This is a genomic window from Brevundimonas sp. UBA7506 (genome assembly GCF_002479495.1).
Taxonomy (GTDB): domain Bacteria; phylum Pseudomonadota; class Alphaproteobacteria; order Caulobacterales; family Caulobacteraceae; genus Brevundimonas.
Genome location: NZ_DLNQ01000011.1, coordinates 172,683 through 188,824, shown reverse-complemented (window position 1 = coordinate 188,824; position 16,142 = coordinate 172,683). Strand labels below are relative to the sequence as shown.

At 68.1% G+C, this 16,142-nt stretch carries 9 protein-coding genes and 1 tRNA gene; 5 read left to right on the top strand and 5 right to left on the bottom strand.

The window, feature by feature from the left end:
* Window positions 1-1,211 (top strand): M28 family peptidase (locus tag B3K53_RS11700; RefSeq protein WP_292084499.1); only part of this gene is annotated, 1,211 nt, incomplete at its 5' end.
* Between the two features lie 12 nt (window positions 1,212-1,223).
* Window positions 1,224-1,308, top strand: a tRNA-Leu gene (locus B3K53_RS11695).
* A gap of 34 nt (window positions 1,309-1,342) precedes the next feature.
* Here the strand turns inward: B3K53_RS11695 and pelA are convergent.
* Both pelA and B3K53_RS11685 read right to left on the bottom strand, forming a co-directional pair.
* Complete coding sequence (pelA, locus tag B3K53_RS11690) at window positions 1,343-2,386, bottom strand: pectate lyase (RefSeq protein WP_292084498.1); 1,044 nt, start codon at window positions 2,384-2,386, stop codon at window positions 1,343-1,345.
* Window positions 2,387-2,501: 115 nt separating this feature from the next.
* Window positions 2,502-5,912 (bottom strand): TonB-dependent receptor domain-containing protein, encoded by a 3,411-nt coding sequence (locus B3K53_RS11685; protein ID WP_292084497.1) that lies wholly within the window; start codon window positions 5,910-5,912, stop codon window positions 2,502-2,504.
* A gap of 206 nt (window positions 5,913-6,118) precedes the next feature.
* Here B3K53_RS11685 and B3K53_RS11680 point away from each other — a divergent pair, with 206 nt between their 5' ends.
* A complete protein-coding gene (locus B3K53_RS11680; RefSeq protein WP_292084496.1) occupies window positions 6,119-7,324 on the top strand; it encodes a family 43 glycosylhydrolase in 1,206 nt (401 codons plus the stop codon).
* Window positions 7,321-8,628, top strand: coding sequence for a pectate lyase family protein (locus B3K53_RS11675; protein ID WP_292084495.1), 1,308 nt, complete (start codon window positions 7,321-7,323; stop codon window positions 8,626-8,628). Before B3K53_RS11680 ends, B3K53_RS11675 begins: the two co-directional genes overlap by 4 nt.
* 48 nt (window positions 8,629-8,676) lie before the next feature.
* Here B3K53_RS11675 and B3K53_RS11670 read toward each other — a convergent pair whose 3' ends face one another.
* The 3 genes from B3K53_RS11670 to B3K53_RS11660 are packed head-to-tail and all read right to left on the bottom strand — an operon-like array spanning window position 8,677 to window position 13,001.
* Window positions 8,677-10,302, bottom strand: a complete 1,626-nt coding sequence (locus tag B3K53_RS11670) for a family 43 glycosylhydrolase (protein ID WP_292084492.1) — start codon at window positions 10,300-10,302, stop codon at window positions 8,677-8,679.
* 45 nt (window positions 10,303-10,347) lie between these two features.
* The gene (locus B3K53_RS11665; RefSeq protein ID WP_292084491.1) at window positions 10,348-11,418 is read right to left on the bottom strand and encodes a glycoside hydrolase family 43 protein; all 1,071 of its coding nucleotides are present in this window, start codon (window positions 11,416-11,418) and stop codon (window positions 10,348-10,350) included.
* Window positions 11,415-13,001: a pectate lyase gene (locus B3K53_RS11660; RefSeq protein ID WP_292084489.1), complete on the bottom strand. Its 1,587-nt coding sequence runs from the start codon at window positions 12,999-13,001 to the stop codon at window positions 11,415-11,417. Before B3K53_RS11660 ends, B3K53_RS11665 begins: the two co-directional genes overlap by 4 nt.
* A gap of 123 nt (window positions 13,002-13,124) precedes the next feature.
* Here B3K53_RS11660 and B3K53_RS11655 point away from each other — a divergent pair, with 123 nt between their 5' ends.
* A complete protein-coding gene (locus B3K53_RS11655; RefSeq protein ID WP_292084488.1) occupies window positions 13,125-16,112 on the top strand; it encodes a DUF6298 domain-containing protein in 2,988 nt (995 codons plus the stop codon).
* Window positions 16,113-16,142: the final 30 nt, after the last annotated feature.

The window sequence follows — 16,142 nt, the reverse complement described above, 5'->3', positions numbered from 1 at the left end:
ACTACATGCGCGCCCACGGCTTTCAGAACGTCCGCATCGAACAATTCCCTCTGGTAGGCTGGGAACGGGGCGAGGAGAGCGCCGAACTGCTGGGCGCCCGTCCGCAGAAACTGGTGGCGGCCGCCCTGGGCCATTCCATCGCCACGCCCGCCAACGGCATTGAAGCAGACATCGTCTTCTTCGACGGTCTGGACGCCCTGCTGGCGGCGCCGGTCGGCTCGCTGACCGGCAAGATCGCGGTCGTCGACGGCGGCCAGATGGTGCGGATGCAGGACGGCTCGGGCTACGGCTCGCTGTCGCGCATTCGCGGTCTGGGCCCGACCGAAGCGGCCAAGCGCGGCGCGGTGGCCTTCGTCATGCGCTCGGCCGGTTCGGATGAGCACCGCATGCCGCACACCGGCACCACCCGCTATGTCGAGGGCAAGGTGCCGCTGCCGGCCTTTGCGCTGAGCGCGCCTGACGCCGACCAGATCGCGCGGCTGGTGAAGATGGGCGAGCCGGTGCGGCTGCGCCTGAAATCCACCGCCCACACCTATCAGACCCACAGCCAGAACGTGATCGGCGACATCGTCGGCGCGACGCGTCCGGACGAGATCATCGTCCTGGGCTCGCACATGGACAGCTGGGACCTGGGCACCGGGGCCATCGACGACGCGGCGGGCGGCGCCATCACCCTGGCCGCGGCCAAGCTGATCGCCGAGCAGGGCCGTCCGGGCCGCACCGTGCGGGTGGTCCTGTATGGATCGGAAGAGGTGGCCCAGCCGACCGACACCGGCAACGGCGGCGGCGCCTATCTGCGCAACATCGGCGCGGCGGGCGTGGAGAAGCACGTCATCGCCGGCGAAAGCGACTTCGGCGCTGACCGTATCTACGCCCTGAAGACGCCGCCGGGCGCGCAAGGGTCCGACTTCGCCAGGATCGCCGCGCGTGTGCTGCGTCCCATCGGCGTCCTGCCGTCGAGCGAGCCGGAACTGCACGGCGGCGTGGACATCGGCCCGCTGGCCGGGGCAGGCGTCCCGGTCTTCGGCCTGGCGCAGGACGGCACGCGCTACTTCGACCTTCACCACACGGCCGACGACACCCTGGACAAGATCGACCCGGCCCAGATGACCCAGAACGTCGCCGCATGGGCCGCTCTGGTTCGGTTGATCGCCGATTCCGATGTGGACTTCCGCGCCCTGCGTTCGGCGGCTACACAAGCCAGGCCTTAAGCGCGTGACCTTGCGAGCGTGGCGAAACTGGTAGACGCAGCGGACTTAAAATCCGCCGACTTCGGTCTTGCGGGTTCGACCCCCGCCGCTCGCACCACTGTCAGCCCGGCGGCCGGCCCTTCGCGGTTTCGTCAGGGCGTGTGGTCGCGCAGAAGTGTGGCGGGCCAGGCGCCGACATAGGTGTAGCCCATGCGTCGTTCGCGCTCGATGTCGCCCAGGTCGGCGTGGGCGACCGAATCCCGGCCCATGTAGATCGGCGCATTGGTCTTCAGATCATAGAAGCGCGCCCAGAGCGGATCTGCGCCGGGAACGGGAACCAGTCGTCGGTCCGGTTGCCCCTCGGCGTTGACGTAGCTCTCCAGTCGGGTGTCGCGGATCGCCGAGCGCTCGAACCAGGCGCGGGCGCCTTCGATGGCGGCGCGAACCTCGGGCGAGGGATGCTCAAGGCTCATCAGGAAGCGGACGATGCCGACGCTCTCGCTGCCGGACAGCGAGGGCGGCTCGAACCTGCGCGCCCAGGCGGGGGCCAGGGTGACGGCGTCGTGCTGGGCGCACCAGACCGTCAGGCGGCCGTCCTGTCGCACCTGGGTCTTCAGGATGACGTCGACGCCGCGCGACACGGCGGCGGCGGCGCGCGCGCGTTGCGCCGCATCAACAAAGCCATAGGGCGGGCGGCCTGCGGCGACATCCTGCAGCAGGGTCAGAACCCGCACCATGGCGTCGTCATTGAAGGTGATGTGGTCGTGATAACCGCCCCGCAGCGGATAATACTGAGGCCAGCCGCCGCTCGGGTACTGGGCGGCCAGGACGTAGTCGAGCCCACGCTGGAAGGCGGCGGCGCAGGCGGCGTCGCCCGTCGCCGTCGTCATCCGGGCCAGGAAGGCCAGGGGCAAGGTGGTGGCCTGGTTGTCGAAGGTGTTGGCCAGGCCCGGATCGGCGTCGGGACGCGCGGGCAGGTTCAGCGGCGTGTTCTTGGGCCAGCCGCCTTCGGGCGACTGATGGGTCAGGACATTGTCGGCGATACGCCGGGCGGCCGGGGTCGCGTACCAGTCCGCCGCCCGGGTCAGGACGGCGGCGTTCCACGGCACGGGGGCCTCCGCCGCGAGGGCGGCCGGGGCGAGGACCGAGGTCAGGGCCGATGCCGCGACGGCGCCGAGCCAGGGACGAGACATCATGGCGACAACTCCTTGGTCGGATCGCGGCCTGGGCGGCAGGTAAAAGGAAGCGCCGTGTCTCCACGGCGCTTCAAGTGCGACAGCTCTTCCGGGAGGAGGCTCTGTCGATCGGAAATCAGAAGGTGAACCGGGCGCCGATGAAGTACTGGCGACCGGTGCTGGCGTAGTTCTGAACGACGGGATCGTTCTGATAGGCCCAGCGGCTGTCCGTCTGATTGGTCAGGTTCAGCGCCTCCACCGTGATGGTCACGTTGTCGGTCAGCTTGTAGGTGGCCGAGGCGTCGACGTTCAGGGTCTCGTCGCTGCCGATGAAGTCGTTGATCAGCGGCGAGTCGCAGTTGCCCGGATCGCACCCGCCCGAAGCCAGGGGATAGGTGGTCTGATAGGCGGCGCGATAGGCCGTCGAGACGCGGGCGCTGAACTTCGGGTCCTCGTAGAAGATCGTGGCGTTGAAGGATTCCGGCGAGGCGCCGAGGAAGGGCGCGGTGCCGGTCAGGCCGCGCGCCGGGTCCAGGATGTACTCCATCTCGGAGTTGATCTTGGTGTAGTTCAGCTGGACGCCCGTATATTCCAGCAGGCCCGGCAGGAAGGTGAAGTTCTGCTGATAGGCGATCTCGAAGCCGTCCAGCGTGCCGCCCGGCGCGTCGTTGTACTGGCGGATCTGGAAGGGGCGGTCCTCGTCCAGATAGGCGCGGCGGCTGGCCGAGCCTTCATCGACCAGACCGTCCCAGGTGGCGCGCAGATTGGCGATGGCGGTTTCGTCGAACAGCTCGCTCAGCTTGGCCTCGCGCAGCACCACCTGCGGGAAGCTCTCGATCTCCTTCCAGAAGTAGGCGAAGGACAGGATGGCGTCGCGGGCGAAGTACCATTCGACGTTGAAGTCGAGGTTGGTGGCGCGGAAGGGCTTCAGCTGGGTGTTGCCCAGGGTGATGGCGGCGTTGCTGCCGTCGAACTCGGCCGGCGCCGTGCCGATGCCGACGGGCACGTTGAAGGCGGTGACGCCGGGGTGCAGGGCGGTCATCTGCGGGCGGGCCATGACCTTGGCGGCGGCGAAGCGCAGGATCAGCTTGTCGTTCGGCTCCCAAGCCAGGTTCAGCGAGGGCAGCCAGTCTTCATACTCGTTGGCGTTCTCTACCGGGCGTCCGCTGGGCGAGCGGCCGCGCGCATCCACCTCGGTCTTGGCGTAACGCAGGCCGGTGTTGCCGCGCAGATCGCCCATGAAGACCGGGAAGCGGAAGTCGACCTGTCCGTAGAGGCCGCTGGATTTCTCGTCGACCCAGAAGGTGTTGACGCCGCCGTTGCGCAGGTCGGAAAGGCGCCAGTCGCCCCATTCGTTGATGCAGTTGCAGTCGAAGCCGAAGCGGTTCTGGAAGGCTTCCAGGTTCGGCACAAAGAACTGCGAGGGCATGCCGTCGGGCACGTTCAGGCCCTGACCCCAACTGACGACCTTGCCCATCTGGCCGACGGTGGTGGCCGGCGCCAGACCCGAGCGAACCCCCTCCAGCAGGCTGGGATTCATGGTGTCGCCGATCAGGCGCTCATAGCGGGTGTAGAAGAAGTCGAACTCGCGCACGCCGCCGCCGAAGCGGAAGGTGAAGTCGTCATTGTAGTCCCAGGCGAAGTCGACCTTGGCGGTGCGATAGCCGTTCTCGGTGACCGTCTTGTAGTGACGCAGGGCCGAGTAGCCCTTGACGAAGTCCCACTTGGTCGGATCGGCCACGTCGAAGCCGAAGTCCATGAACGGCATGTCGCCGCCGCCGCGCTCGTCGTAGATGAAGTAGTCGTTGCCGGCGACGCCCTGGCCTGAGTCCAGGCGGATGAAGTCGGCCAGCAGGCCGGTGTTCTCATTGGTGGATTTGGAGTCGCCGATCAGCGCCGACATGCGGAACCGGTCGGTGAACTCGTGTTCCAGATTGATCGAGTTCTGGCGGAACTCGGTGGTGTATCCGCCCTGGTCGACGGCGGAGCGCATGTCGACATTGGCCAGCTTCAGATAGGCGGCGTTGTCGCCGTTCTCGCTGAGGGCGGCGTCCAGCACGCGGACGGACGGGCGGCCGATGAAGGCGCCGCGCATGGCCATGTAGTTGGCGTGCGGCACATAGCCGACCGAACCGGGCTGGTTGTAGTAGTCGTAGACCTCGAGGTTGTTCGGATTGAAGCTGCCCGTTCCCGCCAGCAGGTTGTTGACGTTGGCGCCCGGCGCGGTCGTGAAGACCGGCGTGTTGCCGTACAGGCTCTGGCCGCAGTCGATGGCGTCGCGGAACTCGTTGGCTTCCTGGCTGGTGCAGGTGGCGTAGATGCCGCGGCGGTTGCGGTAGCTGTTGTTGGTCGCGCTGGTCGTCGGCAGGGTCTGATAGCTCAGCGACGTCAGGGTGCGGTTGCCGTTGGTGTTGTTCCGGTTCAGGCCGACCGCGCCGATCTGGTAGTTGGTCGAGACCTGGGTCATCTCCGAATAGAGATTGTCGAAGCTGATGGTGGTCCGATCCGTCGGCCGCCATTGGCCCGACAGGGTGATCCCCAGGCGCTCCTGCTCGACCTCGCGGTGGTTCAGGGTGGACAGGGCCGGGATGCGGACCAGCGAGCCCCTGGTGTTGCCACCGTTCAGCAGGGCGTAGGCCGCCGGGTTCGAGCCGATCAGGTAGGACAGGGCCTCGGGGTTGGTCACGCGCGGCAGGGCCGTCGCCGGATTGGTGCCGGTCGGCAGGGCGAAGCCCTGGTGGTCGCCAGCCGAACCCGTGCCTACGTTGTTGAAAGTCGCGCCGCGATACAGGTAGTCGCTGGAGCCGACGCCGCGCGTATAGCTGTCGATCGACTGGTCGCGCTTGTTGTAGGCGGCCGAGGCCAGCAGGCCGAAATCGCCGATCTTGCTGCTCCAGCGGTCTGAGGCGAGCAGAGCGACGCGCGGATTATGGGTCTCGCCGTTCTCGTAGTAGGCGTCCTGCAGCGTCATCGCCAGGCGACGGTCGCTGAAGTTGAAGGGGCGGCCCGAGATCAGATCGACGGTCGCGCCCAGCGAGCCCTCGTCCGTCATGGCGTCGGCGGATTTCTGCACCTTCAGCGAGTTGAACAGCTCCGAGGCGAAGGTGTTGAAGGCAAAGCCGCGGTCGCGGCGCAGGGCGCCGTCGGCGTTGCTGGCCCCCGAGGTCGACAGGGTCTCCAGACCGTTCAGGCGCACGCGGGTGAAGTCGCCGCCCAGACCACGCACCGAGATGCTGTTGCCCTCGCCGTTCTCGCGGTCGATCGACACGCCGGGAATGCGCTGCAGGGATTCCGCCAGGTTGGCGTCGGGGAAGTCGGCGATGTCCTCGGCGTTGATGACGTCGACGATGGTGTTGGAGCGTCGTTTCTCGTTCAGGGCGCTGGCCAGCGAGGCGCGAAGGCCGGTGACCACGACCTCGTCCACGGTGGTGGCCTGATCGTTCGACTGTTCCTGTGCGACAGCGGGAGCGGCCGCCAGCATGGCGGCCAGACAGAGCGCGATAGGCGACGCGGCCGCACGCAACTGTAGCGTTGAGTTGTTCGTCATGGGTTCCCTCCTCCTCGATCGCAGGGCCTCTTGGCGGGCTCCGTCGATCATCCAGCCACCGGGTGAGCGCCCGGCTTCAGCAAAAAAGTATTATAATATTTTTAGACCGCCAAGCGATTTCTGATACCGGTGTCATGTCATTGATGATCATGTGTGAATCGCAAACGCAAGGGGGAGGGGCCGTGTTTGTGGAGAATCGCAGAACGTTGTTCGCGTTGATGGGCGCCGTGGCGACGGGGCTGATGGCGCCGCGCGCGCTTGCTCAGTCGGCGGACGATTCGGGACGGCTGATCCCGACGCCTGAGCGCAACCCCTATCCCTATAGGGGCGTCAGCGGAGCGGGGGCGACAGCGACCCTCGCCGATGCGCGCGGCGGCTGGATGTCCGGTCTGGCGGGGGTTCGCTATCGCGGGACGCGGCCGATGGCCTATCCGACCCTGCCCTGGGGCGAGGCGGCGACCGGCACGGCGGTGGAAAAGGGGCTGCTGCCGCCGATCCATCCGCTGATGGAGCTGCATCTGCGCGACACCCAGATCTGCATCGGCGGCGACGGCGCCTACTACATGACTGGCTCGACGGGCGACAACATCTGGGCCTGCAACGACGGGATCGAGCTGTGGCGCTCGACCGATCTGGTCGATTGGACCTATCTGGGCCTGGTATGGAGCCTGGACCGCGAAGGCGGCTGGGCCAGGGAATGGAGAATGCGCCGCGGCGTGCCCTTCCGAGCCATCTGGGCGCCTGAGATCCATTACGTCTCTGGAAGTTACTTCCTCTGCTTCAGCGTCAGCCGGGCGGGCCTCGGCATCCTGCGCAGCACGACGGGCAGGCCGGAGGGGCCCTATGAATACGCCTTCTCGCCCGATGCCCATCTGCGGCGGGGCATCGACGCCACCCTGTTCCAGGATGACGACGGGGCCGTCTATCTGACCTATGGCTCGGGCGACGAGATCGTGCGGCTGAAGGACGACCTGTCTGGCTATGCCGAGGAGTGGAAGCGCACGACCTTCGCCGACACCCAGTGCCTGGTCGCGCGCGACCGCGCCCGCTGCCTGAGGGGCGAGAACACCCTGGGCTACGAAGGCGCGACCCTCTTTAAGAAGGACGGGCTCTATTACCTGGGCGCGGTCGGCAATGTGGAGGGGCGGTATTCCTTCGTCTTCGCGGTGTCGGAAAACCTGCACGGCCCCTATCGGATGAAGCACGAGGCCGCGCCCTGCGCCGGGGGCGGCAATGTCTTCAAGGACCGCGAGGGCCGCTGGTGGTCCACCTTCTTCGGCAACGACGAACAGAGCCATTTCCGCGAGAAGCCTGGCCTGATCCGCGTGGACTTCGACGCCGAGGGCCGCATCGTCGTCGCCGAGGACCAGCCCTTCGCCAGACCCCTGCCGCCGCTGGAGGCGCTGACATGATCGATCGTCGTCGCCTGATGCTGACCGCTGCTGCGGTCGGGGCTCTGCCCCTGCCGGCCTTGGCGGAAGGCCAGGTCCTGGCCTTTCCCGGCGCCATGGGCTGGGCCGCCTCGACACCGGGCGGACGCGGCGGGCGGATCATCCGCGTCACGACCCTGGCGGGCGAGGGGCCGGGCTCGCTGCGCGCCGCGCTGGAGGCCGAGGGGCCGCGCCTTGTGGTGTTCGAGGTGGGCGGCGTCATCGACCTGAACCGCCGCGACATCCGGGTGTCGAATCCCTTCCTGACCATCGCCGGCCAGACCGCGCCCGAGCCGGGGATCACCCTGATCCGGGGCGGGATCAGCCTGCGCACCCATGACGTCATCGTGCGCCATATCCGAATCCGGCCCGGCGCGGACGGGGCGGCGGCGAAAAGCGGCTGGGAGGTGGACGGCCTGACCACCTCGGGCGCGCGCGACGTCATCGTGGATCAGTGCTCCTTCAGTTGGGCGACCGATGAGAATCTGTCGGCGTCCGGCCCGCGCTTCGACGGCGGCGACACGGTGGAGCAATGGCGGCAGCACACCTCGCGCCGCATCACCTTCAGCCGCAATATCGTGTCGGAAGGCCTGTCTAACGCCAGCCACGCCAAGGGCGAGCATTCCAAGGGTACCCTGATTCATGACAATGCGACCCAGGTGCTGATCGTCGGCAATCTCTACGCCCACGACCATGAGCGGAACCAGTTGTTCAAGGGCGGCGTCCATGCGGTGAGCGCCAACAACCTGATCTACAACCCCGGCAACCGCTGCATGCACTATGCGCTGAACGCCTCGGAATGGGGCGCGCATCCGTGGGAGGTCGGCCAGTTGTCCATCGTCGGAAACGTCGTGCGCGGCGGGCCGTCGACGCGCGCGGATCTGCCCTTCCTGATCGTGGAGGGGCAGGGGGATCTGGATCTCTATGCGCTGGACAATCCGGCGCGCCATGCCGACGGGCGGGCGATGCAGGAGATCGGGATCATCTCTGACCGCGAGCCGAAGATCAGACGGCTGAATGCCTCGCCGCACTGGCCCGCCGGGTTCCGGGCGCGGCCTTCGGATCAGGTCGAGGCCTGGGTCTTCGCCGAGGCCGGAGCACGCCCCTGGGCGCGCGACGCCGTGGATCGACGGATTCTGCAGGAGGTGCGCAGCGGAACCGGCCGCATCATCGACGACGAGCGCGAAGTCGGCGGCTATCCGGTCATGGCTCAGACGCATCGCCCCTTCGTCGAGGCCGACTGGGATCTGGCGACCCTGACGCGCAAGGACAGCGCGCCCAGTTGAGAAAGGGCGGAGCGTCTCGGCTCCGCCCCCTTGTGGCTTACAGGCCCATCACAGGGCGCGGAACTTGAAGTTCTTGAAGCGCGCCTCGCCCTCGCCGGCGGCGTAGATGCCGGGGCGCAGCATCATGAAGCCGCCGCGAACGTTCTGGTTGTAGCCGGACACCTCCATGCCGCGGTCGAAGCGCTTCCAGTTCACCCCGTCGGCCGAGGTGTCGAAATAGACGTTCTGATAGGCGTTGGTCAGGCGCATGAACATGCGACGGCCATGCGGATTGGCGGGCCGCCCGCGCTCGATCCCGTACTGGTGGGTGACGTAGCGCGTGGGGTCGAAGCCCAGCCCGGCATAGAGGGCGCGGTCGTAGAACAGGATCAGACCGGCCACGGCGCCGGGGTCGATCTCGATCTCGCACTCGATCTGATAGGCCTGCTCGCCCTGGACGAAGGTCAGCGGAGAGCAATCGACCGGCGCCTTGCCCTTGGCCTTCATGTGCAGGACGCCGTTGTCCCGGCGCAGGCGGTCCTTCTCATTCGGTTGCGGGTCGTAGAAGCTCCACTGGGTTCCGAACTTGTCGGTGGTGAAGTCGTCCGACAGGGCCATGCCGTGCGGCACGGCCTGACCGCCGCGCGGCATGGGGATGGGCTTGGACAGATCGCCGCCCTTGGCGCGGAACCAGCCGTCATCGGTCCACTCGATCGGGTCCAGCAGGGTCTGGCGGCCCAGGCTCCAGTAGGCGTTCTCATAGCCGTGATAGACCATCCACCAGTCGCCATCGGTCGGGCCCTCGACCAGGGTGGCGTGACCGCGCGACCACCATTTTTCGGCGCCGCTGCGGGTGCGCACGATGGGGTTGTGCGGGCATTCCTCCCATGGGCCATGGATCGACTTGGAGCGGGCGGCGATGACCATGTGGCCGGTCGGCGGCCCAGCCGTGCCGCCGATGGCGGTGATCATGTAGAAGTAGTCGCCGTGCTTCAGCAGCTTGGGCCCTTCCTGGGCGTGGCCCTCTACGATCCAGTCCTCGGGATAGCGCCAGGCGTCATAGACCTGTTCCAGCGGACCGTCGGTGGCCAGGCCGTCGTCGGTCAGCCGCACCCGGTCGCCGCCGTTCAGGAACAGGTAGCGCTTGCCGTCCTCGCCGACGATGTGGCCGGGGTCGATGTTGCCGGGGATCTTCAGATCGATCGGCTCGCTCCACGGGCCTTCGATCTTGTCGGCCCAGATGACGTAGTTGGAGCGATAGTTCGGGAAGCGGGCCGGGATGTAGCAGTAGAAGCGGCCCTCGTGCTTGATCAGCTCGGGCGCCCAGACCGAGCCGATATTGGTGGTCAGGGCCGCCGTGATCGGCCGCCAGTTCACCAGGTCGCGTGAGTGCCAGATGTGGATGCCCGGCACCGACTCGAACGACGAGAAGGTCATGTAGTAGTCGTCGCCGTCCTTGACGATCGACGGGTCCGGGTGGTCGCCCGACATGATGGGGTTCAGGAAGGTGCCGTCGCCCAGGTCGGCCATGCGCTGGCCCTCGATGCCCTTTCGCCACTTCATCCCGGCCCATTCGCGGCCCAGCGGCGCGGCCTCCTCGTTGGTCTGGGCGAAGACGGCGCCGACTGGCAGGGCCGAGGCGGCGACGCCGCCGAGCAGGCCGCTCAGGGCGGCGCGGCGATTGATGGGGGTCATGGGCGTTTCCTCTTTCTCATTATGCGTGACGCGAACTGAGCGGAGCTAGGGCGCGATGAAGGGGTCGATGGTGCGGATCGAACCGTCGGCCTCGTGATGCAGGTCGACCACCTTGGCGCTGCGCAGATGGGTGCGGTTCGACAACTGCGTGTCGTGATAGAAGAGCCGCCACTGGCCCTCGACCTCGACGATGGAATGGTGCGTGGTCCAGCCCTGAACCGGCAGCAGGACCCGTCCCCGATACGTAAAGGGGCCATAGGGCGTGGTCGCCGTGGCGTAGGCGATGAAGTGCGTGTCGCCGGTCGACCAGCTGAGGTAGTAGAGGCCGTTGTAGCGATGCAGCCAGGCGGCCTCGAAGAAGCGCCGGTCCAGATCGCCGCCCTTCAGGGGCTGGCCTTGCGCGTCCAGAATCACTGCGTCACGGAGCGGTTCGGCCAGGCTCAGCATGTCGTCGCTGAGACGCGCCACCTTGGGCATCAGCGACGCCGCCTCGGGCTGGTTCAGGTCGGTGTCGCCGGCTGAGGGATCGTAGCGGCCGCTGGCCCAGCGCTGAAGCTGTCCGCCGTGGATGCCCCCGACATAGAGATAGGCCGCGCCGTCTTCGTCCACGAAGACGCTGGGGTCGATGCTGTAGGCGCCGGGGATGGGCTGGGGCTCGGGCGTGAAGGGGCCTTCGGGCCGGTCTCCGGCGGCCACGCCGATGCGGAAGACGCCGTCGCGGTCCTTGGCCGGGAAGTAGAGGTAGTAGCGCCCGTCCTTATAGGCCGCGTCGGGCGCCCAAAGCTGGCGATCCGCCCAGGGCACGTCGGCCAGGGTGAAGGCGGTCGGATGGATGGTCACCGGTCCGCCGATACGGTCCATCGACAGGACCACATAGTCCTTCATGACGAAGCCCTTGCCCGGCTGGTCGTCGGCGGGCGGTCCCTGAATGTCATGAGAGCCATAGACATAGACCCGCCCGTCGAAGACGTGGGCCGAGGGGTCGGCGATGAACAAGTCGGTCGTCAGGGGTTGGGCGCGATAGGCGCGGCCGTCAGGGGCGCGCGCGACATCCTGCGCGGCAACGCCGGTCGCGAAGGCGGCGAGAGCGCTGAGGAGGATCAGGCTTCGGCTCATACCGGCCTTGCCTCGCGGACATGGGCGATCAGCCGGGCCATGTTGTTGATATAGGCCCCGGTCGAAATCCCCATCGGTCCGCTGGCCTCGGTGAAGGGCGAGGTGTCCCATTCATCCCCGACCTGGCCGCGATCGACGAAGCCGGGCGGCGGTTCGGCCGGGCCGTCGCCGCGATAGGGGTGGCTGGTCGTGCGCAATTCCACCGGCCAATACCCCTCCGCGTTCAGCCCCTCGATTAGCAATGTAACCGGTGTCATTCCCGGACGCGAGGCCGTGACGTTGAGGTCGGACCCGCCCTGCGGCCGCGTGATGACATAGTCGGAGAGCAGGCTGGGGCCGCGCCCCATCAGGGCGGACTGGCGCACGGCCTCTTCCGGCGTCAGGGCGGCGACCTGTTCGACGCGGCGGCGCAGGCGGGGCAGGTCGATATGCTTCTCGCCGCGCTGGCCGGTCATGTCGTAGTCGACATAATACTCGCCGTTCCGGGCGTTGGACCCGCGCCGATGCACGGCGATGAAGCGGTTGGTCCCCGGCTCGACGTAGCGGAAATGGTTGCGGCCTTCGTGGTGGGCGGCAGCGGGGGCCTCGACCCGCGCCAGCCAGTCCAGCGCCTCGTCCAGACGGGCCAGGAAGCTGCGGTCGCCGGTCAGGCGATAGAAGTCCAGCATCCGCTCCACGGCGACGGCGGTGACATGGGGCGAGACGGCGGCGGGTTCGTAGGTCCGACCCCAGGCGGGTTTGAAGTCGGGCGTGTATTGCAGCGCCCAGCCGGGCGTCGGCGCCGGCTGCTGCAGGTCGCGGTAACAGACCATGGCGCGCCGGATCGGTTGCTCCACATCCGGGCGGTTCCATTGCTGCTGGACCAGCAGCAGGAAGTCGATGTTCTCGTCCATCACCTCGTCGTTGAGGGTGATCAGGCCGGTGTAGTCGGGACGGCCATGGTTGCTGAACTCACCCGCGCGCGGCCAGCGCTGGGGCCAGCCGCCGCTGGGCAGTTGGCTGTCCAGGACGAAGGCGATGGTCCGGTCCACGGCGGCGCGAACGCGCGGCAGGTCCGTCGTCAGGGCCAGTCGCAGCAGGAAGCGCCCGCACTCGACCGTGGCGTGATCGTCGAAGGTGGCGTTGCCGTAGTAGTGCTGGAATTCCTCCAGCCGCCAGCCGTTCCTGCCGATGGTTTCGTACCAGCGGCGCAGCGAGTCCTCGCCGTCGAAGTCGATGACATAGTTCCAGCCGCCGCTGGGGTGCTGGCCCCGGATAAGGGCGTCGCCCGCCGCGACGGCGGCGTCCAGATACTGGGCCTCGCCGGTGGCGCGCCAGGCGTCGAGGAAGATCTGGCCCATCTCGGGCGTGCCGGGCGCCTGGGTCCAGATCATGCTGGGCCAGGCCTCCATCTCGCCCCAGCGGCGCGAGAAGTCGGACAGGTAGGACCAGACATAGCCGCCGTTGACCGCAGCCCTGTCGGTCATGAAGCGGGTGGCCCGGCGCATGGCGTCGCGTGCCGCCTCGGCGCCCGCCGTGGCGGGCGCAGCCGCCAAAAGCGGGGTCGCAGCGGCTGCGGCCAGACAGGCGCGTCGGGTCAGCATCCGTGAAAACTCTCCTTCCCCCGGTCCTGCCGCTCTGGCGTCGGCGCGCGCCGCCTGAGCGACCGCTGGACTCATCAAGAAATATAATAATACTTTTTAGGTCGTGCCTAGGGGGAGGAAGACATGGTCCGGTTCTGGATCGCGGGGCTGATCGTCGCAGCATCGGTGGCCGGGGCCTCGCGTGCCCAGACGCAGCCGGACTTCGTCGCTTTGACCCCGCCCATCGATTTTTCCCACGCGGGCTATCGCGGCGGGGGCGTGACGGCGCCGGTCATGCCGGTCCTGATCTGGGTCGAGCCGGGCGAGGGCGACGACACCGACCGCATCCTTGCGGCGCTGGATCGCGCGGCGAAGGCGAAGCCCGACGCCGAGGGGCGAAGGGGTACGGTGCTGCTGGCGGCGGGAGAGTATCAGGTCCAGGGCCAGATCCGGCTCGAGGTCGGCGGGGTGGTCCTGCGCGGCGCGGGCCCGCAGGCGACGACCATTGTGGCGACCGGTGTGGATCGGCGCGCTCTGATCACGGTCGGTGCGCGTAGCGGCACGGCCGACGCTTCGACCGGCGTAAAGCATCAGGTGATGGGCCAGACGCCGGTCGGGACCGTGCGCCTGACTCTGGAGACGACCGAAGGCCTTGGCGTTGGCGACGCGGTGACCATCCGCCGTCCCAGCACCGCCGAATGGATTGCCGCCCTGGGCATGGACGCCTTCGTCGGCTGGCGGCCTGAAACCCGGCTGAACTGGAAGCCGGGCTCGCGCGACGTGGTGTGGGATCGGCGCGTCGTCGCGGTGGAGGGGCGGACCATCCTTCTGGACGCGCCCCTGACCATGGCCCTGGCGGAGGGTGACGCCACGGTACGGCGCGGCTCCTCGGCGTCGCGCATCCGCGAGGTCGGGGTGGAGAACCTGACCCTCGTCTCGCGTCACGACCCATCGCGGCCCGCCGATGAGGACCACAGCTGGACCGGGATCGCCGTGGATCGGGCCGAGGATGTCTGGCTACGGAACCTTGTCTTTGAAGGCTTTGTCGGCTCGGCCGTCGATCTGGGGCTGGATAGTCGCCGGGTCACGGTACAGGACGTGGCCGCCAGCCGCCCGGTGTCCGAGATCGGCGGCCTGCGTCGGCGCACCTTCTACACGGCGGGGCAGCAGACCCTGTTCCAGCGCTGCGCCAGCAACGACGGCATTCATGACTTTTCGGTCGGCCACGCTGCAGCCGGACCCAATGTCTTCCTCGACTGCACCGCCACGGACGCCCTTGGCGACAGCGGGACGCAGGAGAGCTGGGCCACCGGCGTCCTGTTCGACGGGGTCAAGGTGCGCGGCGGCGGTCTGACCCTGACCCATCGCGGACGAGACGGGCAGGGCGTCGGTTGGTCGGCGGCCAACTCGGTCCTGTGGAACTGCGAGGCGACGGTGGTCGAGGTGCGCAGTCCGCCGGGCGCGGTCAATGTCGCCGTCGGCTGTCGCGGCGAGCGTTCCGGCGACGGGGTGCTGGAAGACGCGCGCGTGATGCCTGGCCGTGACTTCCATCGCGCCCAGCCGCAGGAACCGGCCAGCCTCTATCGGATGCAACTGGAGCGCAGGATGGGCGCGGGCGCTCTGGCGGCGCTGGAACCCGCAACCTATCCGGCTGAGGTCGGCGCCCCGCATCTGACCGAGGCCGAGGTCGCAGCGTGGCGAACCGTGACGACGCAACCTGTCGCCAGTCACCCGCTGACGGTCGAGGGCGGCCGCTTCGTCATCGACGGCCAGCCCGCCTGGCGTCGCCGCATCGGCTTCGCCTTCTTTCAGGCCCAGATGATCCCGGCCCTGGCCGAGGCGTCCGGCCCCTTCATCACCCGCTTCGCGCCAGGGCTGGAGGGGCGGGGTCTGACCGACGATCTGGACGCCGTCGCCGCCGGGTTGAAGACCGGCGACGTGGTGCATCATAACTACGGCCTCTGGTACGACCGTCGCCGCGTCGATCACGACTTCTACGGCTCGCCGGATCAGCGCGACGGCGAGGTCTGGGGTCCGTTCATGGAACTGCCGTGGGCGCGCAGCGGGCAGGGGCGGGCCTGGGACGGCCTCAGCAAGTTCGACCTGGAACGCTTCAATCCCTGGTTCTTCGACCGCGTCGCTCGCTTCGCCGATCTGGCCGAGCAGCAGGGCGTGATCCTGTATCACAAGCTCTATCTTCAGCACTGGCTGCTGGAGAGCCGCTCACACTACGTCGACTTCCCCTGGCGGCCCGTCAACGCCCTGCAAGCGACGGGAATGCCGAACGAAGTGCCGGCGGCGGAGGTCTTCTGGGACGTGTCCGAGCCGGTGCGGCGCGACCTGCATCGCCGCTACATCCGTCAGACGCTGGAGACGCTGAAGGGGCGGTCCAATGTCGTGATCGGGCTGGATCCCGAGTACACCGGCCCCCTGTCCTTCGTGCGGTTCTGGCTGGACGAGATCGCCGCCTGGGAGGCCGAGACCGGCGCGGACGCGCGGGTGGCGCTGGAGATCCCCAAGGATCAGATGGACGCCATTCTGGATGATCCGGCCCGGTCGCAGATGGTGGATGCGGTCGCCTTCCATCACTGGGTCTATCGTCCCGACGGCTCGCTGTTCGCGGTGCAGGGCGGGCTGGACAAGGCGCCCCGCGAACAGGTGGACGCCATCGCCCGGCCGCAGGATCTGGCCGACGGCGCCGACGCGGGCGAGGTTCGGCGGGCCCTGTGGCGCTCGACCCCGGCCATGCGCTACCGCGCCTATCGCGAGTATCGCGACCGCCGCGCCGATCTGGTGGTGCTCAATGACGACGATGTCTTCCCGGGGCTGAGCCGCGCCATTGAGGCGACGGTCGGAGTTGAGGCTCGGGCCTCGCTACGGCTGGATGCGGCCTTGATGGCGCCGACCGGCGCCGCCTGGGCGTCTTCGGCGCCGGACGGGACGGTTCTGATCTACAGCCTCGATGGCGCCGCGATCCAACTGGCCCGGTCTGTCGCCGCTGGGCAGGCGCTGCGGTGGATCGCCGACGGGGCGGTGGTCGACGCGGTTGCGTCCGAGGGGCCCAGTTCGCTGGCGCCGCCCGCCGCGCTGGCGGGCCGTCCCCTGGCCCTGTGGATCGCGCCCGCGCCTTGACGACGGCGGCGCTTGCCGCGACCAGTGGCG